The organism is Methylovulum psychrotolerans (assembly GCF_002923755.1).
Taxonomy (GTDB): Bacteria; Pseudomonadota; Gammaproteobacteria; order Methylococcales; family Methylomonadaceae; genus Methylovulum; species Methylovulum psychrotolerans.
The window spans coordinates 1-21,857 of record NZ_PGFZ01000026.1; the positions used below are offsets into that span (position 1 = coordinate 1).

Annotated in this window: 18 protein-coding genes; 14 read left to right on the forward strand and 4 right to left on the reverse strand. The window is 45.7% G+C overall.

The annotated features are described in order from the left end of the window. Positions 1 to 576 precede the first annotated feature (576 nt). The 7 genes from AADEFJLK_RS22510 (at position 577) to AADEFJLK_RS22540 (ending at position 14,564) form a co-directional block, all read left to right on the forward strand. Entirely contained in the window at positions 577 to 3,786 is a 3,210-nt protein-coding gene (locus AADEFJLK_RS22510; RefSeq protein WP_103975877.1) for a helicase-related protein, read from the forward strand. Continuing rightward, a complete protein-coding gene (locus AADEFJLK_RS22515) occupies positions 3,783 to 4,541 on the forward strand; it encodes a DUF4391 domain-containing protein (protein ID WP_103975878.1) in 759 nt (252 codons plus the stop codon). The genes AADEFJLK_RS22510 and AADEFJLK_RS22515 overlap by 4 nt, the downstream gene beginning before the upstream one ends. A gap of 29 nt (positions 4,542 to 4,570) precedes the next feature. Further along, positions 4,571 to 6,514: a site-specific DNA-methyltransferase gene (locus AADEFJLK_RS22520; protein ID WP_103975879.1), complete on the forward strand. Its 1,944-nt coding sequence runs from the start codon at positions 4,571 to 4,573 to the stop codon at positions 6,512 to 6,514. 50 nt (positions 6,515 to 6,564) lie between these two features. Next, on the forward strand, positions 6,565 to 9,552 hold the full coding sequence (locus tag AADEFJLK_RS22525) for an ATP-binding domain-containing protein (RefSeq protein WP_103975880.1): 2,988 nt from the start codon (positions 6,565 to 6,567) through the stop codon (positions 9,550 to 9,552). Between the two features lie 16 nt (positions 9,553 to 9,568). Continuing rightward, a complete protein-coding gene (locus tag AADEFJLK_RS22530; RefSeq protein ID WP_103975881.1) occupies positions 9,569 to 12,547 on the forward strand; it encodes a type III restriction-modification system endonuclease in 2,979 nt (992 codons plus the stop codon). A 171-nt stretch (positions 12,548 to 12,718) separates the two neighbouring features. Then, positions 12,719 to 13,513: a hypothetical protein gene (locus AADEFJLK_RS22535; RefSeq protein WP_146054712.1), complete on the forward strand. Its 795-nt coding sequence runs from the start codon at positions 12,719 to 12,721 to the stop codon at positions 13,511 to 13,513. Between the two features lie 409 nt (positions 13,514 to 13,922). After that, entirely contained in the window at positions 13,923 to 14,564 is a 642-nt protein-coding gene (locus AADEFJLK_RS22540; RefSeq protein ID WP_103975883.1) for a restriction endonuclease, read from the forward strand. 55 nt (positions 14,565 to 14,619) lie between these two features. Here the strand turns inward: AADEFJLK_RS22540 and AADEFJLK_RS22545 are convergent, their stop codons facing one another. Further along, the gene (locus AADEFJLK_RS22545; protein WP_211299318.1) at positions 14,620 to 14,871 is read right to left on the reverse strand and encodes a hypothetical protein; all 252 of its coding nucleotides are present in this window, start codon (positions 14,869 to 14,871) and stop codon (positions 14,620 to 14,622) included. Between the two features lie 497 nt (positions 14,872 to 15,368). On the opposite strand from AADEFJLK_RS22545, the gene AADEFJLK_RS22550 reads away from it, so the two are divergent. Beyond that, the gene (locus AADEFJLK_RS22550) at positions 15,369 to 15,986 is read left to right on the forward strand and encodes a hypothetical protein (protein WP_103975884.1); all 618 of its coding nucleotides are present in this window, start codon (positions 15,369 to 15,371) and stop codon (positions 15,984 to 15,986) included. A 384-nt stretch (positions 15,987 to 16,370) separates the two neighbouring features. On the opposite strand, the gene AADEFJLK_RS22560 is transcribed toward AADEFJLK_RS22550, so the two are convergent. Continuing rightward, positions 16,371 to 16,577: a hypothetical protein gene (locus AADEFJLK_RS22560; protein ID WP_249028119.1), complete on the reverse strand. Its 207-nt coding sequence runs from the start codon at positions 16,575 to 16,577 to the stop codon at positions 16,371 to 16,373. 1,192 nt (positions 16,578 to 17,769) lie between these two features. Beyond that, positions 17,770 to 17,958: a hypothetical protein gene (locus AADEFJLK_RS22565; RefSeq protein WP_103975885.1), complete on the reverse strand. Its 189-nt coding sequence runs from the start codon at positions 17,956 to 17,958 to the stop codon at positions 17,770 to 17,772. A gap of 573 nt (positions 17,959 to 18,531) precedes the next feature. Here AADEFJLK_RS22565 and AADEFJLK_RS26165 point away from each other — a divergent pair. The 6 genes from AADEFJLK_RS26165 to AADEFJLK_RS22595 all read left to right on the forward strand — a co-directional run bounded on the left by AADEFJLK_RS26165 (position 18,532) and on the right by AADEFJLK_RS22595 (position 21,482). Next, positions 18,532 to 18,618 carry an antA/AntB antirepressor family protein gene (locus tag AADEFJLK_RS26165; protein WP_428839037.1) on the forward strand — a complete coding sequence of 29 codons (87 nt, stop codon included), beginning with the start codon at positions 18,532 to 18,534 and terminating at the stop codon, positions 18,616 to 18,618. 15 nt (positions 18,619 to 18,633) lie between these two features. Then, the gene (locus AADEFJLK_RS22580; RefSeq protein ID WP_146054713.1) at positions 18,634 to 18,900 is read left to right on the forward strand and encodes a hypothetical protein; all 267 of its coding nucleotides are present in this window, start codon (positions 18,634 to 18,636) and stop codon (positions 18,898 to 18,900) included. 494 nt (positions 18,901 to 19,394) lie between these two features. Beyond that, positions 19,395 to 19,625 carry a hypothetical protein gene (locus tag AADEFJLK_RS24200; protein ID WP_146054714.1) on the forward strand — a complete coding sequence of 77 codons (231 nt, stop codon included), beginning with the start codon at positions 19,395 to 19,397 and terminating at the stop codon, positions 19,623 to 19,625. A gap of 94 nt (positions 19,626 to 19,719) precedes the next feature. Further along, on the forward strand, positions 19,720 to 19,965 hold the full coding sequence (locus AADEFJLK_RS22585; protein WP_103975888.1) for a hypothetical protein: 246 nt from the start codon (positions 19,720 to 19,722) through the stop codon (positions 19,963 to 19,965). Positions 19,966 to 20,374: 409 nt separating this feature from the next. Then, positions 20,375 to 20,542, forward strand: coding sequence for a replication initiation protein (locus AADEFJLK_RS26170; RefSeq protein ID WP_103975889.1), 168 nt, complete (start codon positions 20,375 to 20,377; stop codon positions 20,540 to 20,542). Then, complete coding sequence (locus tag AADEFJLK_RS22595) at positions 20,514 to 21,482, forward strand: replication initiation protein (RefSeq protein ID WP_103975890.1); 969 nt, start codon at positions 20,514 to 20,516, stop codon at positions 21,480 to 21,482. Before AADEFJLK_RS26170 ends, AADEFJLK_RS22595 begins: the two co-directional genes overlap by 29 nt. A gap of 24 nt (positions 21,483 to 21,506) precedes the next feature. Here AADEFJLK_RS22595 and AADEFJLK_RS22600 read toward each other — a convergent pair. Then, positions 21,507 to 21,857: transposase (locus tag AADEFJLK_RS22600; protein WP_282957379.1), on the reverse strand; the 351-nt coding region annotated here is incomplete at its 5' end.

A 21,857-nucleotide genomic window follows, 5' to 3' on the forward strand; every position in this document is an offset into this window, starting at 1 on the left:
GCCAATTGCCTGTCCGTATTTTGTTGTGCGGATGAGACGCGGATATAGCCCACCTGTTGGCCTGTCATGGTAGCCCCCTGATTGTAAATTAAGTTTTAAGGGTTATCATAACACATGTAAAATAAACCGATAACAGGATATTGTTTACACGGTGGGATGCGGGTTTGCGGGGGGCTTGGGATGTGTAAATGAAACTTCACTTTATGAGACAAGCCAAATGCGTGATATGAGGCCTTATCACTGGGTTATTTTTACGGATGGCTTACTGGTGTCTTGTGATAGGATAAAAAACTGAGCTTGCGCCTGTAAGCCACTGATACAAAGGAATCCAGAGAGGTCTAAGGACAAACCGTTCTTTTGGTTAATTAACCCCATAATCACTTTGCTTTGTTCCGAATGGCTACTCGGTGTCGTGTTATTAAGATGAAAAATTGTGCTTTTGCCTGATGAAGCGGCAAGCCGTTATGTGCGACAATGCCTGAAGACACGAGAAAATGCGCCAAAACGTATTGGGGTCGGCTATGCAATGATACAAGCCACCGGGGTATGGGAAGAATTTGTTGAATCTAGGAACGCATGAAAATACTCAAAAATAGCGGAAACGAGCGGGTTATTGATGAACTGCGCAAATGCCTTATAGCGCAATCTAAACTTGACGTAGCCTCGCCTTCTTTTTCGCTTTTCGCCTTTGGAGAAGTGCGGGAACTCCTGCATAAGCTGGATAAGTGCCGCATAATGTTGCCCAATGCCAAAGCGGGGGATTTGGGGATTGTCGATTCTATCGCTGACCGTTCTTTTCGGAACCGCCTCCAAACCCGATGGTTGGCAAAGCAGTGTGCCGATTGGATAGGGAAGACCACGGAAATTAAGCGCGTTCCAGGGGTTATTCCGCAAGCGACGCTCATCACAGACAGTTCGGAAAAAACGCTTAATCGCGTCATTACCGGAAATTGCTCGTTTTCAACGGAAGGCTTGGGCATTACCCCTGGCAACCAATTTGGCCTTATCCAGCTTTCCGAGAGTGTGGAGGAATGCGCTCTTCTCGGCTCCTGGTTTACAACCCAGTGGGACAGTTTGCCCGCCGCACCCGAAGCAAAAAACGACTTCCTCGCCATGCTCAGGGAATTGATCGAACACAAAGAACCCTCCCTTGTTTACTATTTGATTCTCTACCGCCTATTTAAAGACATGGGCGAGGAACTTGATGAAGAGCGTATCATTAAATCCGCGACTGGCATCCGTAATACAACCGTCTGGAAGAAGTTATACAAGTTTCAGCGCGATGGCGTGGTGGGTGCTATCGACAAGCTGGATCGGCATGGCGGTTGCATTATCGCCGACAGCGTGGGTTTAGGTAAAACCTTTGAAGCCCTGGCTATCATTAAATACTATGAGCTTCGTAACGACCGTGTGCTGGTTCTCGTCCCTAAGCGTTTGCGGGACAACTGGACGATCTATAAAACCAACGACCGGCGCAACAGCCTTGCTTCCGACCGTTTCAACTATGACGTGTTAAACCACACTGACTTATCGCGTGATAGCGGCTTGTCCGGCGACATTGACCTCAACCACGTCAATTGGGGTAACTATGACCTGGTGGTTATCGACGAATCCCATAACTTCCGCAACAAGGCCACCCACAAAGACCGCGAAACGCGCTATGACCGGCTGATGCGCCGGATCATCCAGCAAGGTGTAAAGACTCGCGTGCTGATGCTCTCCGCCACGCCGGTTAATAACCGCCTTGCCGACTTGAAAAACCAGATTGCTTTTGTAACCGAAGGTAAAGATACCGCGCTGTTCGAACACGGAATCCCCAGTATCGAAGCGACTATCCGACAGGCGCAACTCCAATTCAACCGCTGGCTTGCCCTGGAAGATACAGATCGCAGGCCTGCACGGCTCATGGACATGCTCGGCTTCGACTATTTTAAGCTGTTGGACATGCTCACCATTGCCCGTTCGCGCAAGCATATTGAGAAATACTACGGCACGGCGGAAACCGGCAAATTTCCAGAACGGTTAAAGCCGATCAACATCAAGCCCGACGTGGATTTATCCGGTGAATTTCGCTCCATTCGGGAAATCAATAATGAAATCCGCCGCCTTACCTTGGCCGTTTATGCGCCGCTCCGCTATGTCTTGCCCCATAAACAGGCTGCCTATGATGCAAAATACAGCACCCAGATTCGCGGCGGCGAGAGCTTTTTCCGGCAATCTGACCGGGAGGAAAGTTTGGTTCACCTGCTGCGTGTCAATGTCCTTAAGCGGATGGAAAGCGCGGTATCATCTTTTTCACTGACCCTTGAGCGTCAACTTACCGACGTAAAAGCCACACTCGCCAAACTGGAAGGGCACGAGAGCAGCATTGAAGAAATCAACATTGAAGATGTGGACGTGGATGATGCCGCGTTTGAAAGCCTGTTGGTCGGGCGTAAAGTGCGGGTATTGTTGCAAGACGTGGACTTGGTGCGTTGGCGGCAAGACCTCACCGAAGACCGCAACCGGCTTGCCACCTTGCTTTCGGCGGCTCGACAGGTAAACCCTGAACGCGATGCAAAATTAGCCGCATTGCAGCAAGTTATCGCACAAAAAGTGGCGACCCCGATCAATAAAGGCAACCGTAAGGTAATCGTATTTACCGCTTTCGCCGATACCGCTAAGTATTTGTATGAGCAGCTTGCACCGTGGGCGCATGAGAAACTGGGATTGAACACGGCCATTCTGACCGGAACCGGACGCAACAAATCCACGCTGCCCAATCTTCGTAATGACCTGGCGAGTATCCTCACTGCCTTTTCGCCACGCTCCAAGGAACGCCCAGACGAGTTAGCTAATGAAGGCGAACTTGACCTTCTGATTGCGACCGACTGCATTTCCGAGGGGCAAAACCTGCAAGATTGCGATACGCTTATCAACTATGACATTCACTGGAACCCGGTGCGGATCATTCAACGCTTCGGGCGTATAGACCGTATCGGTTCGATCAACACGCAGATTCAGCTTGTCAATTTCTGGCCGAATATTGAGCTGGAGGAATACATTAACCTGGAACAACGGGTGAGTGGGCGTATGGTCTTGCTGGATATTTCCGCCACCGGCGAGGAAAACGTCATCGAGCAGCAATCCGGCAACCAAATGAACGATCTGGAATATCGCCGCAAACAGCTTTTGAAGCTTCAGGATTCCGTCATCGACTTGGAAGACTTGAGCAGCGGTGTTTCAATTGCCGATTTGACGCTTACCGATTTTCGTATTGATTTGGCTGGATTCCTTAAAGACCATCAGGATCGTTTAGACAGTCTGCCGTTTGGCACTTTTGCCGTCACTACCACAGATGATTTAGGCGAAACTGGCATTCTGTCGGGTGTCGTTTTTTGCCTGCGTGCCGTAGGCGATGCAGCCTTGGATTTGGTGGAACCGGGCTATCCCCTTGCGCCGCATTACTTGGTTCACATTGGTGATGATGGAACCGTATTGCTGCCCTTCAATCAAGCCAAGCAGGTGCTAGACCGACTGAAAAAGGTCTGCATAGGCCGTGATCTGCCGGATGCCTTGGCCTGTGCCCGCTTCGATAAAACCACGCGGGACGGCAAAGAAATGGATGCCGTGCAGGATTTGCTTGCCAAAGCCGTCGCCTCTATCGTCGGCAAGAAAGAAGAACGGGCGGTCGCCAGCCTGTTTACCCCAGGCGGAACTCACGCCCAAAAAGGCGAGTTCCAAGGCATTAACGATTTCGAGGTCGTAGCCTTTCTGGTCATTCTACCGGAATCCGTCCCCGCATGATCTTTGCTCCGGTGATCGATGCTTTCGCTTTGCCACCAGATGCCCGTGTCGATCAGCGCGTGCCGAAAAAACTGTTGCTGGATCAAGGGGTGCCGACCGCTGCCGACAAACGGCAAATTCAAGATGGCATCGAGGACTTACACTGGATCGCCGCGCTCAAGCCTACCAATATCGGCGTGCCGGATTATCGTGACGAAGTGCGGGAGTATCTGGAAATCGCTGTTCTTATTGTCGCTTTCCGCCAAGCGGCAAAGCCTGCGCGGCTGATAGAACTGATTCATCGGGCTATTCCATACCCCGTTGTGCTGCTGTCCGGCCAAAGCGGAAAGGTTAGCCTTTCCATGGCTCATAAGCGTTGGTCGCAAGGCGAAGCTGGCAAAGTGGTGATTGAAGACCTGCACAGAACAGCCGCGATTAATCCGAACGCCTTGGCTGAACCAGAGACCCTATTTTTATCCAGCCTTGCGCTCTCGACTTTGCCTGCCGCTGATCTGTTTGCTTTATATCAGGCCTGGATAGACCGTTTGGCCGGACTGGAAGCTGCAAGCATTACGGGCAGTTTCACCCCGCCGACTTCCACGGAACGCTCAACAATCTTGCGGGATGGGCTGGCAAAATATGCACGGATCCATTATGAATTAACGACCTTACGCAACCAAGCCGTGAAGGAAAAGCAGCTCAATCGCCGCGTGGAACTTAATATAACAATCAAAAGGCTGGAAGCAGAATTGGCCGAAATAAAAACAACACTCTAATACCCTAAAGGGCATAAAGGAAAATAGCCGTGCAGAAATTGACTGACCAAGATCCAGAAACCCAAAGTGCCGACCTAGTTGCAGGAAACATAGAGCAACTAAAAACACTGTTCCCCGAAGCCTTCACAGAAGGCAAGGTGGACTTCGATGTATTGAAACAATTGCTTGGCGGTACGGTTGATGACCGCGAGGAAAAATACGGCCTAAACTGGCACGGCAAACGTCGTGCCCGACAAATTGCGTTAACGCCGTCAACCGGCACACTACGCCCTTGTCCAGAAGAAAGCGTAGATTGGGAAACCACTCAAAACCTGATGATCGAAGGCGATAATCTGGAAGTGCTCAAACTCTTGCAAAAAAGCTATGCTGGAAAAGTGAAACTCATCTATATCGATCCGCCCTATAACACCGGCAAGGACTTTGTTTATCCAGATAATTTTCAGGACAATATCAAAAACTACCTGGAACTCACCGGACAAGTAGAAAGCGGCAAGAAAATCAGCAGCAATACCGAAGCCAGTGGGAGATTCCACACCGACTGGCTAAATATGATGTATCCGAGGCTAAAACTTGCGAGGAATTTATTGCGCGATGACGGAGTTGTTTTTATATCCATTGATGACAACGAACTGATTAATCTAAGACAATTGACGAATGATGTTTTTGGCGAGGAAAATTTTGTTGGAATTTTTCCTTGGAAACGCCGAACAGGGGCTAATGACTCAAAGTCATTCTATGTGAGTGCTGATCATGAATATTTATTAGTTTTTGCTAAATCATCTCAGTTTGAATTTCTTGGTGTAGAGAAGAATTTATCCAACTACACAAATCCAGACAACGATCCACGCGGAGCTTGGGCAAGAGATAATCTAACCTGCAACAAAACAGCTGAAGAGCGTCCAAATCTTTTTTACCCCATTACTGACCCAGAATCAGAAATTGTTTTCCAATGTAATCCCAACAGAGTATGGGCTTACGAGTCGGAGCGAATGAAACGCATTATCACTGAAGGCAAGGTGATATTTCCGACAAATCCTAACGGAACGCCCATGTATAAGAGGCATCTAGCTGAGTTGCGTTCAAATAAAAAACCTCTTTCTACATGGATACTAACTGCTGCTGAAAGCACAGATGAGCAAGATGATGCGTTGAACATGCGATTCCCTTTAAATAGTAACGCTACCAAACAATTGCGTGCGCTAATGGGGAGTCAATGTTTCAACTTTCCAAAGTCCAATGTGATGATACAAGAAATTATTAGCCAAACTTCTGAGGCTGGTGAGTTAGTGTGCGACTTTTTTGCTGGCTCTGGTACTACTGGTCATGCCGTTATGGCACAAAATGCTATTGATAACGCAAATCGCCGTTATATTCTCGTTCAACTTCCTGAGCCGCTCGATCCTGAGAATAAAGATCAAAAAACCGCCTCCGATTTCTGCGACCAACTTGGCAGACCTCGCACCATAGCGGAACTAACAAAAGAACGCCTGCGCCGCGCCGGTAGAAAAATCAAAGACGAAAATCCCATCTTCAATGGCGATACAGGCTTCCGCGTGTTCAAACTGGACTCTTCCAATATCCACGCTTGGGAACCTAATAGGGATGATTTGGCCGATACGCTTCTTCAATACGCCGAACACCTGAAAACAGACCGCACCGAACAGGATATTTTGTTCGAGCTACTGCTCAAGCTGGGCTTAGACCTGACCGTGCCTATTGAACAGAAAACCATCTCAGGCAAGACCGTTCACAGCATTGGTTCTGGCACTTTACTAACCTGTCTAGCTCCGCAAATCAGCAACGATGAGGCCGAATCTTTGGCCTTAGGAATAGTGGAATGGCATAAGCAATTATCTCCGTCTGGTGAAGCCCAAATAGTATTCCGTGACAGTTCCTTTGCCGACGATGTGGGTAAAACCAATCTAACCGCTATTCTCCAGCAGAATGGTCTGGAAAACGTGCGAAGCATTTAAGCCGCATTCTCCAATAATCCAAAGTTGTCTCGAGAAGGATTACCCAAACAATGACCAAAAAACTTTCCAAGCTAAAAGAAAAAATATACTGCAAAACTGAACTTGAGGTTTTGAGCGAGGTAATTGATTACTCGAATAAAATGATTTTTGAACGTGGAGATAATAATTATCAGTCTGTTCGACGACACGCTTACGGAAAAACCGTGGTTATTGACACAGAGTATAAAGGGCGCTTGGAATTTCGTCTGACATCAACATCTGCACCTGGTCCGAGTGAGGCTTCTGGATTAGCAACACCACATTCTTCCATCGGGCGACTTTGTTCTTTTATCCGCCCTGGTTTTGAATCCGAAAGTAAACTCTGGGGTGAATATAGGGTTGCAGAGATTCGATTATTTGATCGTTATTCAGGACAACAATTTGAAGACAATATCCGTAATTTTTTGCGCATGGAGGTGCATGGAGATTACGGAGATGCCGAGATTACTGATTTAAGAAGAAATCTACATGGTCAGATCATTACTCTTCCCTCCCTAGAAACAGAAAAACGGCCTCTAACAGAATTAGATCTTGCTAGACAACACATTGAATCTGATCTGTCTTCTGAACTAACTAAAACTAAGCCTTTACCGCCAGAAGTCGAAATTCTCCACATGACAATTGTTGAGGATGATGAGTTTGATATTGGCGGTGTCATTGAAATAGATGATTCGGATGAATTGGACGATACCCGTCAAGACCAAGCTGAGGAATATTTTGGCTTAAACGAAGTTTTTTATGTTAACCGTACACTCGATCAAGAGAAAATTGTTTCTCGTTCACCATTTGGCCCTATGTTCGTAGAAGGGGTTGCAGGCTCTGGAAAAACGTCAGCTGCTCTTGGGCGGGCTAAAATGCTATGTGATTTTAATGTTGAACATGCTATAGATGAAGAATCATTTCGGGAAGTTGTTGGAGATCATCTGGATTATTGGGCTGAAAAGTATGCTGGCCAATTTTCCCAAGATAGTAGCGTAGGATTCGTTCGAACAGGTGAATTGATCCAGTATCTCAGGGAAACTTGTCGTCGAATCGACCTTTCTCATTTACCGATCCTTGAATACAAGGAATTGCAGAGCAAGTTACGTCAACATCGAAAACTAGAACGGAGTGGTGTCCCTGGATGGCGTTGGACGGGACTTTCAGAACCTCGAAACTCCCATGTGGAAACCACAATGGATTGGTTTTTCGCCGCAGACCAAGCTATTGCAAACAAAATTGGAAATTCATTAATAGCTAGTTTACCTAGTGCAGAGATAATCGCAGATCGTTTTAAGCCTGAACATCGTTCGATTGCACTTAGAGTTGCGAAGGCGGCGATTGATTACCTTAGTGAAAAATTGAACAGTATTGAGTCCTCTTTGCGACAGCCCAAAGGCTCAGGCAGATTTGCTTTAGATGGCTTAGCAGAGCAAATTTATAGAGTCATTCAGGAAACACGGAATCATGTACTAAGTGCCAGCGTGTATTGGTTTGATGATGGCAATCAGGCATTTTTTTCCTCAACAGAAAGTGCAATGGCTACCCAATTGATTAATCAGAAGGTGCCATTATTTCACCGATCTTCAGCTCTCTTAGTGTTCACAAACGAGGATGGTCTGATCGACAGCTCACTCTGTTTAATGACGCAAGACGGTCAGTTGCTCGATTGGGATGAAAACGCTCGTTCGCTGTTAGTAGAAGGGAAGGCTTTGGTTAAGGACGAACACGGAACTAACTTTAAAGCAGTTCATTTTAGCCATGAGAAACTGTATTTCGGATTATTGTCTGAGGCCACTGAAAAAATATATGTGTCGCGTGAAGGGCGTTTGAAGGCACTCTTGTTAAAACGTGGTCTCGGAAGACAAAAGCTGCATTTGCTGCCTACTGAAGCACCTCTTCCTGAGGAAGTGGCTGAAGAGGAGCAGAGCGATGAAGGCCAGATAGATATACAAAATAATTCGATTAATGTAAAAACAAGATCCATTGATAACCAAATCGTTCGGAGCTTGAACAACAAACTTCTCAACCCGCTAGCTTATATCGCGGACACCTATTTGGAAACTTTGTTAAATTACCCCCATTTCTATCCTGACCCTATAGTTGCCAACAACATCCTTAAACAACTCCAAAACAAAAAACTGGCTGAAATTGATATTGATTTACTGCTTTGTCTTTCTCATTTAATTGGGCGAGGATTCCAGGGTAAGTCTGCATTATTCAAAGAGCCACCATTTTATCAGTCAGTATTTATCGATGAGGTGCAGGATTTTACCGAACAGCAAATTTACTTGATGGCCGGACAAGCTCGTCCAGAATATCAGGCGGTAACTGTAGTCGGTGATATAGGGCAAAAGTTGCATCATGGTAGCCATATTGATATTCCTGCCTGTTTTCCAGGAAGAATTGTTCCACATGTAAGTCTGCGTGAAAACATACGACAATTAGAATCACCTGGGTTAGCTTTGTTCAGCGCATGTTTCCGCGCAAAGTTGCATGAGAAATCGCAGGAATTGATAATTTCTGAAGATTTGAAACGTCGTTTGGAGCAAAGGCATGGATCAATTCGAGGGCCGGAATCTATTAACTATATGACGGTGGCAGAAATGGATCAGAAAATTGTGGAGATACTACAAGAAGTGCCGAGAGGTCAAACAGCCGCAGTTATTCTTCCAAATGCCGATATGGCAGCGGAAACTCATAATCGGCTTCGCCCATCCCTAACCGAAAACCTCATCGATACTGAGCTATCTGAAAGGTTAGATTTATCAAGGCGACATCTTCGACATTTTACTTCGGTGCTAAATGCTAAAGGTCTCGAATTTGATATGGTCGTTTTGCCATACATCGAAAATTATGACCTCTATGAGGCTTCCCAGGTTAATCGCCTGTACGTTGGAATTACACGCGCTCGCAAGAGGTTGATATTCCTTAACCTTGAGTCATCTCCGCCGACACCGCTTGATGAAGTTTGGCAGTGCTACAACGCAGAAATATGTCAGATAAACTCAGTAATCTAAATAAAATAGGGAAAGTATGAAGCTTCACTTCGAACCCAATCTTGATTACCAACACGACGCTATTGAGTCTGTATGTGACTTGTTTCGTGGGCAAGAAACCTGCCGAACCGAATTCACTGTCACCCATAATGCAGTGGGCGGTCAAAACGATATTTTCTCAACGAACGATCTCGGCATCGGCAACCGCTTGCAATTGTTGGATGATGAAATTCTCGCCAATCTCGGCGATATTCAGCTTCGCAACGGCCTAAAACCTGCATCTGGTCTTGCCTCTGGTGATTTTACCGTGGAAATGGAAACCGGCACAGGGAAAACCTATGTCTATCTGCGCACGGCTTTCGAGCTGAACAAGCGCTATGGCTTTACTAAATTCGTGATCGTTGTGCCTTCCGTGGCTATTAAGGAAGGAACCAACAAGACCCTGGAAATCACCCGCGACCATTTCGAGAGTTTGTATCCTGGAGCCAAGGGCTATGAGTTCTTTCAATATGACTCATCCAAACTCGGCCAGGTGCGTAATTTTGCCACCAGCCCGAATATTCAGGTCATGGTGGTGACAGTCGGCGCTATCAACAAGAAGGACGTGAATAACCTCTATAAGGACAGCGAGAAAACCGGCGGTGAGAAGCCTATCGACCTGATAAAGGCGACTCTCCCAATTATCATCGTCGATGAACCGCAAAGTGTCGATGGCGGCTTGCAAGGGCAGGGTAAACAGGCGCTCAATGCCATGAACCCGCTCTGCACGCTGCGTTATTCGGCGACCCATGTGGACAAACACAACATGGTTTTCCGTCTCGATGCCGTGGATGCTTACGAACGCAAGCTGGTCAAGCAGATTGAAGTGGCTTCCCTAGAAGTCGATGGTGGTCACAACAAGGCTTATGTAAAAGTGTTGGGAATTAGTAATAAACGTGGCGTTATTTCCGCTCAGCTAGAACTGGATGTTCAAAGCAAGGGACATGTCCGCCGCGAACCAAAGACTGTGCAGGACGGCGATGACCTGGAACAAACGACAGGCCGAGCCATTTACACCAATTGTCTGGTCGGGGAAATTCGTTGCGAAAAGGACAATGAATTGGTCGAACTGAAAATACCAGGTGGCGAGCATTGGTTACGGATCGGTCAAGCTATCGGTGACGTGGATGCCGACGCACTCAAGCGGTTGATGATCCGGCGCACGATCAAAGAACACTTAGATAAAGAATTGCGGCTACGCCCTCAGGGAATAAAGGTTCTGAGCCTATTTTTCATCGACGTTGTCGATCATTACCGCCGCTATACCGCCGACGGTGTGCGTGAAAAAGGCAAATATGCGGTGATGTTCGAAGAAGAATATCGTCGTCTGGCGGCTCATCCAGACTATCAAAGCCTATTTAATAATGAGGTGGATTTGAGCGCCGAGCTTGAAGAAGTGCATGACGGTTATTTCTCTATCGACAAAAAGGGCGTTTGGACAGACACCGCCGAGAATAATCAGGGCAACCGTGATAATGCCGAACGTGCTTATAACCTCATTATGAGAGACAAAGAAAAATTGCTTAGCTTAGATACCAAGCTCAAGTTTATATTTTCGCATTCTGCACTGCGAGAAGGTTGGGACAATCCCAATATTTTCCAGATTTGTGCATTGCGCGAGATCGGAACCGAACGGGAACGGCGGCAGACTATCGGACGCGGTTTGCGCCTATGCGTCAACCAGAATGGCGAGCGACTGCGCGGCTTTGACATCAATACCTTGACCGTTATCGCCACCGAAAGCTACGAGGAATTTGCCGAAAACCTACAAAAAGAGATTGAAGCCGATACGGGTATCCGCTTTGGTATCGTGGAAAAACACCAGTTCGCCTCTATTTCTGTGACCGATGCCACTGGCAAAACCCAGCCGTTAGGCGTGGCGCAATCTGAGGCTCTCTGGAACCATCTAAAAGAGACAGGTTATCTGGATGCAAAGGGTAAGGTTCAAGATTCCTTGCGCAAAGTGCTTAAGGATGGATCGCTAACCTTGCCGGAAGACTTCTCCGCGCAGCTCCCGCAGGTCAAAGAAATCTTGCGCAAGCTCGCCGGAAAACTAGAAATAAAAGATGCCAATGAGCGAAAGCAGGTTAAAACACGGCAAGCCATCTTGCACGGAGAGCAATTCAAGGCATTGTGGGATCGTATTAAGCATAAAACCACTTACAGGGTGCAATTTGACAATGAAAAATTGCTGAAAGATTGCGCTCAAGCTATCTGGCATTGTCCTCCCATCACCAAAACACGGGTCAATATTCGCAAAGCCGATCTTGCCATTGGCAGGGGAGGGGTCATTGCGGAAGAAACCGCTACGGGCGCATCCATCACACTAGATGAAAGAGATATTGAGCTACCTGACATTCTGACTGATTTACAGGATAAAACCCAGCTAACCCGTCGCAGTTTGGTCGCTATCCTAAATAGCTGCAACCGGCTGAATGATTTTGCCCGGAACCCGCAACAGTTTATCGAATTCGCCAGTGAAACCATCAACCGCACCAAACGATTGGCCTTGGTAGATGGCATCAAATATCAGCGTATTGGTGATGAGGATTATTATGCTCAGGAGCTTTTCGAGCAGGAAGAATTGACTGGCTATCTAAAGAACATGCTAGCCGTCGAAAAGTCAGTGCATGAGCATGTTGTCTATGACTCTGCCGGTGTCGAGCGCAGTTTCGCAGAGCAGCTAGAAAAAAACGAGTCAGTTAAGGTATATGCCAAGCTACCGGACTGGTTCAAAGTTCAGACACCACTAGGCAGCTATAACCCGGACTGGGCTGTGTTGTTGGAGTTGGACGGTGCAGAACGGCTCTATTTTGTTGTGGAAACCAAGGGCAGTCTTTTCACCGATGATCTGCGAGACAAGGAAAGCGCCAAGATAAAATGTGGCGAGGCGCACTTCGAGGCTTTGGCAATCGGCGAGAACTCTGCACGATTTGTTAAGGCCACAAAACTTGAAGATGTGATGGCGCATAGCTGATGATAAATACCTTTTGGTAAAAAAAGTAACTTAGCATCATAATCTATGCTACCCCGTCAAGAATGGGCTGTCATTATAGGCTGTACCCTAACCTGATGTCAGGATAATGCCGTTAAACGTTGTCAGCGGGGCTTCGCTTTCGCACAGACTGCTGAACTTAGAGAATCGAGAATGAATTCAATTTTAGATGAAAATCATATTATGGAAGAGCGGTTCGTTGCTTTTCTCGATATTCTTGGCTTCTCTGAAATCGTTAAGAGCATCGAGTCAAATAATCGAAATGATAATCTGGATTTGAAACGAATAAAGTCAATCCTGAATTTTATGGATGAAGAAACTACTGATCCAAATTACTGTTCTGACCTTCCTATTTACATTGAAACAGAACACGGCTTAATTGAGAGGGAGTTAGGTGATCCAAGACTTACCTATGTATCTGACTGCATTATAATTTCGGCAGAGCCAACTCTTGATGGATTCAAAGGGTTGTCTAGAAAAATACATAAAATTACCGCTGATCTAGCTTATGACGGAGTTTTTTGTCGAGGGGCGATAACAAAGGGAAAATTGTTTCACCATAATAAAGTAGTATTTGGAACCTCATATATTAAGGCTTACAAATTAGAAGAGGATAAAGCCAAATTTCCAAGAGTCATCATAGATCCTGATATCACTGATTTTTTTGAATTAGAGGAAGGAGCGGTTCCTTTAGCACCTGCTTTCTACGGTAAAGACAAAGACGGACTCTATTACCAGCGGTACTGGACGTGGTTTTTGTTTCCTCCCTACGCAGGAAGTTTTGATAACTATCTGATAATAGTACGAGAATGGATAATCAGGCATATCGAGACATTTAAAGGCAATTCGCGAGTTCAACCAAAATATTTATGGCTAAAAGATGAATTCAATAGCCTTGTTGATTGGTGGCGTGAATTGGAAATGATTGATATTGATCGAATTGAATAAAAAAACATAACAATCGGCTGGATAGATGGGCTAAGGTACGAAGCCCATCAGTCGAGTTTCACGGTAGCTCAACCTTGTCAGCGGAGCTTCGCTATCGCTCAGCCAGATGAACTTTGCGTTATAGCTTGAAACACTAGACAAAAGTATACGAAGTGTCTAATCAAGACATGACAAGCCTTTCAAGCCTTAACTCTTGATAAGACCCGTTATCAAGAGTTCAGACGGTGGTTAGATTAAAGTAGAAGTTCATTATTGAAGGCTGCAAAAACGCTGTGTAAAGCTGGGACGGTGACCTTCACTGTTTAATGATAGTGCAAAAATAATCGTAAATTATCCGTCACCAAATTGCTCAATATTTGCCGTGCAACGATTATAATAGAAAAACAAATATTCATTAAGAGGTTAAGTAATGCTGATAGACTTTAGTGAAATTAAATCAGGTTATGATTTTGAAAAGTTTGCCGAACTTTTTTTACGACATTTGGGATATAAAATTCTACGTGGTGCGGCGATTGGTTCTGATGGTGGTGTAGATATTATCTGTGAGGAAAGTCTTGCTTATAGTCAAGGCAGTTATAGGTGGTTAGTTAGTTGTAAGCATCGGAGCAGAACGATAGGTCAAAATGATGACTGCGCAAATATAAACAAGTTGTTTGAACACAAATGTAATGGTTTTATGTTTGTTTATTCGTCTAATGTAACTGAATCTTTAAGGCAGTCAGTTGAAAAGGTTTCTTCTAATAGATACGCCTATAAGTTTTATGAACCTCGGGAAATAGAACAAATAATCATAAGCTTGCCTAGGATGATGCCTTTAATGAATCAGTTTTTTCCATTGTCCCATTCTAGGTTTATTAAAATGGATCAAGATTGTCATTGTCAGATGAACGGCCATCAAGATGGTCTATATATAGTTTATGTTCAAGATGATAAGACGCAAAAAATGGTTGCTCATGTTTTCTGCGATACTTGCTGTGATCAATACACTTATCATCTTAATGAATCGAAGATTGAATATGCTGTACTTACTTTGAAAAAAAGAGCCTACTAATTACTTGACTTTGGCCGTTGCCCAATAAGTAACCGTGGTCAGCTAGTATAAGAATTTAATCAGCAGATTTACGGCGTAACTGCTTGTGCAGTTCCTTAACGCGATCATCATTTGTCCGCAACACCACACGGCCATTGACAGGAAAAGCTTCGAGCTGCACGTCGAAACCGTGGCCGTCCTTGTGCAACCAGGCAACGCCAATTTTCAGCCATGAGGAATCAGTTTCACCTGTGTCTTTTTTGGTAAAGTCACGCACGGTATAGGCAATATGCGTCGGATTGATTTTGTAAGGCGTTTCTCCAGTCATTATTGGGTAAGTTTAAACAAACGACACCAAAGTCCCATAGGATTTTGAGCGGTGATAAGGCGTAAACTTCCGGTGTATCGCCGCGCACTACTGACGCAGTTGAGTTATTCGATGAATACCATAAATTACGGCTTATTCGATAAGAAAACATATAGGAATATCAGACATTTTTATCTAATCTTCCCTATTGTGTAAACGTTCGTTTTTTCTATGCCTTCCGAGCTATTGATATTCCTGATGAGCAATCATGGTTAAGGCTTCCCAAGAAATGGCAGATTAAACATGGTAAAAATTGGGAAGCCTGAAAATAGCATAAGGCCACGCCGTCTGTGGCTTTTCAATAAATCCTATGGGACTTTAGTGTCGTTTGTTTAAATGCACCCATTATTTGCCCTTCTCTGCTAGTGTGGTTTCGGTCAGACTGCGGAAAGTTTCTTAATGATCGATAAAAATCGATATGGTATTTGTTAAATTAATCAATCATATTTTGAATAACTATGTTGCGCTCATTGCTTGAAAATATAGAAACATTTAGACAATCACGAACCCTTCAAATATCGCATAAACCAAATGGCGATCTGCAAATCACAAACTCACCACCGCTGAAATCCAAAGGCCTATATTGGATTTATACAAATTACACTATAAATGACTTAAAAAATTGCACGCCCAGTCCTCAAGAAAGCTCGATAAATATAGCTGAATTGGCAAAGCTTCACGAAAATCTTACCCACGTTTCTCAATTTTCTTCTGATGGTTTTAGCTTGGTTTACAACGGTATTGCAACAAGCGATACTTTACCTTTACAAAAACGAATTCACCAACACTTCAATGGTGGCGAAGGAAATGGATGCTTAAGCATAAAAAAATCATCACTTAGTAATCTATCAAAATGGCGCATAACCGCTCCGGCGATAGATACCGATGATCTGGCCGGATTCATCATCCCGCGCGAGTTCGCCGTCATAGCGTCCGCAAGTTTGGCGGGCGGCTCTGCCCAGGGCGCGGTGTTCCTTATCCTTCAATGCGGACAGTTGCTCAGCCAAAATCTGCGCGGCACGATTGATCGCTTGATGGTTGCATTTGGCTGGCTAGGCGTAAGGATTCCTTCGTAAATGAGTAAAGTAAGCATTTTTAATGTAAAACCTTCGTCCCAATTAAAGCCTACTTTAAATGAACTACTATTTTGTTACGGTAGAATGCAGGCTTCAGGGCCGTTTTGCCAATAGGGTTCAATTGGGACAGTTCTACAGAGCAGGCTAACAAAATATCAAAAACGTGAGAATACTAGGCATGACGCACCTTACAGGGCGACTTTACGCATTTACGAAGGAATCCTTACGGGTCGGCCCACCCGTGCGCCGGATCATGCCGAAGACGGGCGGTTTTTCCGTCGCCAAGGTGCCACGCCCGGGCGCGCCTTGCAGGCGGAGGCACCGGGGCTTCCGTCCGGCTTCCGCGACCTTATCGGGCGGGCCTTTGTGGCCCGCCACCAAGTGTTAGGTCATGTACTGCAAATCGTCCTTGTTCAGGTCAAGCTCCTGGGCAATCTGGTGGTTGGAAAGGTTCTGCCCCATGAAATATAAGCATAAAACCCAGACTAACAATGGCTGGTGATGCCCAGACAAAACTGTCCCGGTCAGGTCGTCGAAGCGTTTGCCGCAGGTTTTATGGGTACAGCCGACATACATATAAAAATAGGACATAGCGGCCATCCTAAGCCGCATTGCAGAGGTCATGCAAAATTTCAATTGCAACCAGCCATCTTTCAATCCCATCGACGATATTAATTTTTTTTCTATGCTTTTTGAGCCATTGAGTAATGATGGTTAAGTCTTCCCAAAAAAAGGCAGGTTAAAATTGGGAAGCTTGAAAATAGCATAAGGCCGCGCCACCTGTGACTTTACAGGAAAACCTATGAAACAAATCTATCGTTTGTTTAAATGCACCCTACCTCCGCACTGACAGCGCCCTAGTTCCGCCCTAGTTCCGCCCTAGTTCCGCCCTAGTTCCGCCCTAATTGCGCCCTAATTGCGCCCTAATTGCGCCCTAATTGCGCCCTAATTGCGCCCTAATTGCGCCCTAATTGCGCCCTAATTGCGCCCTAGTTCCGCCCTAGTTCCGCCCTAATTCCGCCCTAATTGCGCCCTAATTGCGCCCTAGTTCCGCCCTAGTTGCGCCCTAGTTGCGCCCTAATTGCGCCCTAATTGCGCCCTAATTGCGCCCTAATTGCGCCCTAATTGCGCCCTAGTTCCGCCCTAATTCCGCCCTAATTGCGCCCTAGTTCCGCCCTAGTTGCGCCCTAGTTGCGCCCTAGTTGCGCCCTAATTGCGCCCTAGTTCCGCCCTAATTGCGCCCTAGTTCCGCCCTAGTGCGCCTCAGTTGCGCACGGCTTATTCTTACGGGGGTTGGCGGGAATGATAAGCGCGAAAAGTGGCGTTTTTTTGGTGGGGTTCGGTGGGCGCCAGTTGGCGGAATCCGCCGTTTAATCAACCGGTTGACAACGGTGTGTGGCTTGGCGGACAATCTTATCCGCATATCGTGATTCCAGGCAGGGGTCATCAGGCGGCGCCAGTTCAGCGCCTTAAACGACGAATAAACAGTCGGGGCTTAAGTCAGTGTTTTGACGGCAGGAGGCCGCACCGGACAACTTTAGAAACACAGCGGCTTTGCCGTGATATTGAAACACAGCGGCCTTTGGCCGCGGCATAGAAACAAAGCGGCTTTCGCCGCGATTTGAAAACACGGCGTTTCTGTACGCGATACTAACAGAAACAATGACTTGACGACACGGTAAGCGACGTAGTCGCCAGGCATTAATTCCTCCAGGCTTCGGGCCACATCTGTGATGTTGCGCTTGGGCTTGCTCCTGCCTGCCGTCCCGTGAGGGGCTGCGGGTCACTTCACCTCCGTTTTGCGCCCGCCTGCCGGGCTTGGGCAAGACGGCATTTCCCCGATGCCTATTGGGCACGGCCGCTGGCGGCCTGTCTTTTTGGCCTCTTCGCCCCGCGCCGGGGCAAAACCACCGCGCTTGGCGGTCGGGTTTGGCGATGGCGCGGGGTCTTTGAAACCGTTTATGTCGGACATAAACGGTTTCCGTCGTAGCCCCGAAACCCCTTGTCCTTCGCGGACGGCAGCATTTTTTGTTGGGGGGTTTTTGGGGGTTTTCCTGTCACGGGCTGTAAAAAAGGTACTGCCGCCGTCGTGTTGTGACGGTGGCCGTGATTGGCCATCCCTTTTTTCCGTAAGGGTTGCATTATTGTTCCCGCTTTGCGCGGCGGGTAAGAAGACGCGCGTTGCTCCCCGTTGTACACACCCTTTCCGGCTGGGTAAGCCGTGAATTTTCTTTTAACCGTAGCGGTTTTTTGGTCTTGTGTGCGGCGGCGGGGCTGTTTGCCCGACCAGGTGGGGAGAATTCTGGATTTTGGAGGATTTTTAATGGCTTGGGTTAGCCAAAAGGTACGGCTGTCATCCATCACTAAAACGGGGGATGGATGAAGGGCAAAAAGGGGTGATGGTTTGGGATAGGGGGAAAGGTATGACGAAAACTGATGCCGATGGTGTCAGTGTAGGTGTAGGGGCGGCACGTTAACGCCGTCCGTGGCGGACGGCCTGATTTCCGTGTTCGCTGCGGATATTGGGAGGACATTGCGCCCTGTGGTGGATGCGCGGGCGTTGCACCGATTTTTGGGTGTGAAATGGTATTTTTCGAACTGGATCAAACAACGGATACCGAATACGGGCTAGTTGAAAGTGAGGATTATGTGTCCATTGCCAAAATGGGCAATGGCTGTGATAACAAAGGGTTGTGTCGTCCTTATTGAATATCACCCTAAGCTAGATGTCTCCAAGGATCTGGCGATGGTGGAGAAGAAAGCCAAGGCAGTGGCGCGGCGGTATTTCATTGATTGCGAAATCCGCCTGTTAGCGCAATTACTGGCTCAGGCTGACCAAGCGCGGTCGCTGGGTGCATTTGATCAACCGCAAGGATTCGTTCGTAAATTGATAGTTGAGCAGTATTATGTATGAACAAAAAACCAATTCAATCCGTCCGAAATGGATGTACGAGTTATAGCAGGTGTACGAAATACATTCAGCCTACTTTTGTACACACCACAAAGAGGCATGTCCGTAACCATTCGGTTTCGGACTACATAGTGCGGTTAAAACGGCCTTATTGTAGGCGGGATGTGGGTTGCAGGCCACTACTATCAATCTACACACGAATCCTTACGGTCGGTCGGCCAGAACTTGTTTTTCTTTGGCCTAATGACCCCGATTTCTCTTAAGTTTATAAGAGAGCAAAGTCCAAGTCACACCGAACTCTACCAAAAAAACGCGACTTTTCGCGCTTATCATTTCCGCCAATCCCAGTAGAATAAGCCGTGCGGGATTAAGGCGCAGTGGAGTAGCGGCCGCCCGCTGCGATGATGATTAAGGGGACGTTGATGGCGGACAAAGAAGCAGTTGCGGACTCATTACGAGCATTGGCCGCCGGAATGGAAGGCAGGAGCTAATCGCTAATGCTGTGCGACCTCCTCGCTGAAGTCGAAGCCGCCTTGGCGGCTGGGGTGGGGAGTAAAACCGTGCTGGTGGCACTCCACCGACATTACGGTTTCACCATGAGACGGTTAGAAAAAGCCCTTAGACGGGCGAGGTGGCGGCTGCAAGTGCCAATACATTACTCCTTACAAACCCAAGACCGCTCGGCAACGCCAAGCCCGTCGCTCACCGCGTTGCTGACATCTGGCTAGACAGGCTCCGCCACAATCAAAAAATGGCTGGCAGCAGAAAAAAACCGCATCGAACAAGAAACCGCCGACGAGGAATTTATTGACAATTGACCTTATGAAGCAACAAATGAAACTAGCCGTGATTAACTACTCCGATGGTGTGGGCAAAACCACCGTCGCCATTTACCTGTTTGAGTTCTGCATTGGTAACGCTAGGATCATCACCATTGAAATTATCAATGATGCTGCGGCAAATTTGGATGTTATTGTGGAACAGATGAAAGGGATGAGATTTAAGGAATCTGCTGGGAGCGTTAAGGTGTACGTTTATTTAAATAAGCTTAAAAAAGCTACTAACTGATTTCATTTTAATGATTTTTAAAGATGCTAGTAGTAGTTGTTTTTATTGTTTTTATTGTTTTTATTGTTTTAGGGGCTTTTTTCTACAAATATATCATGCGGTTACGACGCTAAATATAACAAAAACAGTGTGAACTATAACAAAAACAGTGTGAACTATAACAAAAACAGTGTGAACTATAACAAAAACAGTGTGAACTATAACAAAAACAGTGTAATCTGCTATAGAAATAGCGTTAATGCTAGATATTTAAAAAAATAATCAGTTTTTCAGGTGATTTTTTCTCGATTTACCTCTAATTTTTTATATAAAAATAATTTTTTACTTATATAAAACAATTAATTATATTTAAACTATAACAAAAACAGTGTCATTTTTATTATGGCATTAAAGATTTTTTGGACATTCTATGGTTAATGCAAAAAAGAAACATTCACTATCTTCATTGATAGTGACTCAAGCTAATGAATTAGTTGAAGCTCGTTATAATTTGACGTTAGGAGAGCAACGGTTAATTTTGACTATGATTGCGAGGATTCAACCAGAAGATGAGGATTTTAAATCCTTATTGCATTAGCCTCATTGAGTTGGCTGAGTTTTTAGGCATTAATAAAAATCATATTTATGCAGATTGTAAAAAGATTACTAAACATTTATTGGAGAAAGTTGTAGAGATACAGGAGCTTGGGAGGTTATTACAGACTCATTGGGTATCATCTGCCGATTATATTAACGGTACAGGAATGGTTAATTTGACGTTTGATCCTTTATTAAAACCATATTTGTTAAAGCTTAAAGGAAACTTTACTTCAAGTAAACTTGAAATGCTTTTGAGTTTTAAAAGTCAGTATACCATGAGGATGTACAGCTTGTTAAAACAATATGAAAGTTTAAATAAACGTGAAATTGATCTGCAAAAACTTCGTGAAATGCTTGGTATTGGAAAAGATCAATATCAACTTTACGGCAATTTTAGGGAACGAATTTTGGAACCTGTCCAAAAGGAGCTTAAATTGAAATCAGATATTTATTTTGAATTTGATGAAATCAAACACGGGCGCAAAATTGCAGTGATTCGTTTTCATATTTATTCAAAAAAATGGGATTCGCGGACTTCTAATGAAATCATGGTAAACCAACCTATAAATTTACCTATTAAATTAGCCGATATTGGCTCCTTATCGGATAAATTATTGGAATTAGTGCCTGAGCCGCATAAAACAAAAAAAACAGTGCTATCAGCCTTAGAATCTTTTGAAAGAAAGCATGGATTTGATTATGTTCGTCGAAATGTTTTGTATAGCAATGCTAAAGCTGATAAATCATATGCAGGATTTTTAAATAATGCCCTGAAAGAAGATTGGGCGCATGATTGGGAATTGGAGCAACAAAATAATGTATCATCAAAAAAAAATGTTTTGGCAGTATGGCAACGCCAAGGATTTTCTAGCCAGAAAGAATATGATGAATATATGTATAAAAAACAAATGCAGAATTATGGAGTTGTCGCAAATTAGTAGATAAACGCGATGTTCGACTTTTTATATTTGTACCAACCCCTCAAATTGGAGGGGTTGGTGGCGGCCCAGGCAACAATTCAGAAACACCCCCACGGTATGGGCGAGCAGCTTGCGGATGACACGGTTGGCCAAGTGCCAAAGGTTACGCGCCCTGATCCGTTCGATGTGGAACCTTTCGGTCAGTTGTCCGATAACGGTTTCAACCAACCTTCGGGTGGCCGTCAGTTGCCTGACGAAGGCCTTCGGGCGCGGGTCGTCCATGTTTTTCCGTAAGGGTGTCTGCAAGCTGATGCCCCGTTTTGCCAATTCTGAGCTGAGCCAAGGCCTGATATAGCCTTTGTCGCCAATCAGCCACCCGCCAAGCCCTTCGGC

Bases quoted from the DNA above. Each gene is read 5' to 3' on its own strand.
- AADEFJLK_RS22530 (WP_103975881.1), top strand. From the start codon at position 9,569: ATGAAGCTTCACTTCGAACCCAATCTTGATTACCAACACGACGCTATT.
- AADEFJLK_RS24200 (WP_146054714.1), top strand. From the start codon at position 19,395: ATGCTGTGCGACCTCCTCGCTGAAGTCGAAGCCGCCTTGGCGGCTGGG.
- AADEFJLK_RS22550 (WP_103975884.1), top strand. From the start codon at position 15,369: ATGTTGCGCTCATTGCTTGAAAATATAGAAACATTTAGACAATCACGA.
- AADEFJLK_RS22525 (WP_103975880.1), top strand. From the start codon at position 6,565: ATGACCAAAAAACTTTCCAAGCTAAAAGAAAAAATATACTGCAAAACT.
- AADEFJLK_RS22515 (WP_103975878.1), top strand. From the start codon at position 3,783: ATGATCTTTGCTCCGGTGATCGATGCTTTCGCTTTGCCACCAGATGCC.
- AADEFJLK_RS26170 (WP_103975889.1), top strand. From the start codon at position 20,375: ATGGTTAATGCAAAAAAGAAACATTCACTATCTTCATTGATAGTGACT.
- AADEFJLK_RS22580 (WP_146054713.1), top strand. From the start codon at position 18,634: ATGTGTCCATTGCCAAAATGGGCAATGGCTGTGATAACAAAGGGTTGT.
- AADEFJLK_RS22560 (WP_249028119.1), bottom strand. From the start codon at position 16,577: ATGTCCTATTTTTATATGTATGTCGGCTGTACCCATAAAACCTGCGGC.
- AADEFJLK_RS22595 (WP_103975890.1), top strand. From the start codon at position 20,514: ATGAGGATTTTAAATCCTTATTGCATTAGCCTCATTGAGTTGGCTGAG.
- AADEFJLK_RS22545 (WP_211299318.1), bottom strand. From the start codon at position 14,871: ATGACTGGAGAAACGCCTTACAAAATCAATCCGACGCATATTGCCTAT.
- AADEFJLK_RS22510 (WP_103975877.1), top strand. From the start codon at position 577: ATGAAAATACTCAAAAATAGCGGAAACGAGCGGGTTATTGATGAACTG.
- AADEFJLK_RS22565 (WP_103975885.1), bottom strand. From the start codon at position 17,958: ATGTCCGACATAAACGGTTTCAAAGACCCCGCGCCATCGCCAAACCCG.
- AADEFJLK_RS22535 (WP_146054712.1), top strand. From the start codon at position 12,719: ATGAATTCAATTTTAGATGAAAATCATATTATGGAAGAGCGGTTCGTT.
- AADEFJLK_RS22585 (WP_103975888.1), top strand. From the start codon at position 19,720: ATGAAGCAACAAATGAAACTAGCCGTGATTAACTACTCCGATGGTGTG.
- AADEFJLK_RS22540 (WP_103975883.1), top strand. From the start codon at position 13,923: ATGCTGATAGACTTTAGTGAAATTAAATCAGGTTATGATTTTGAAAAG.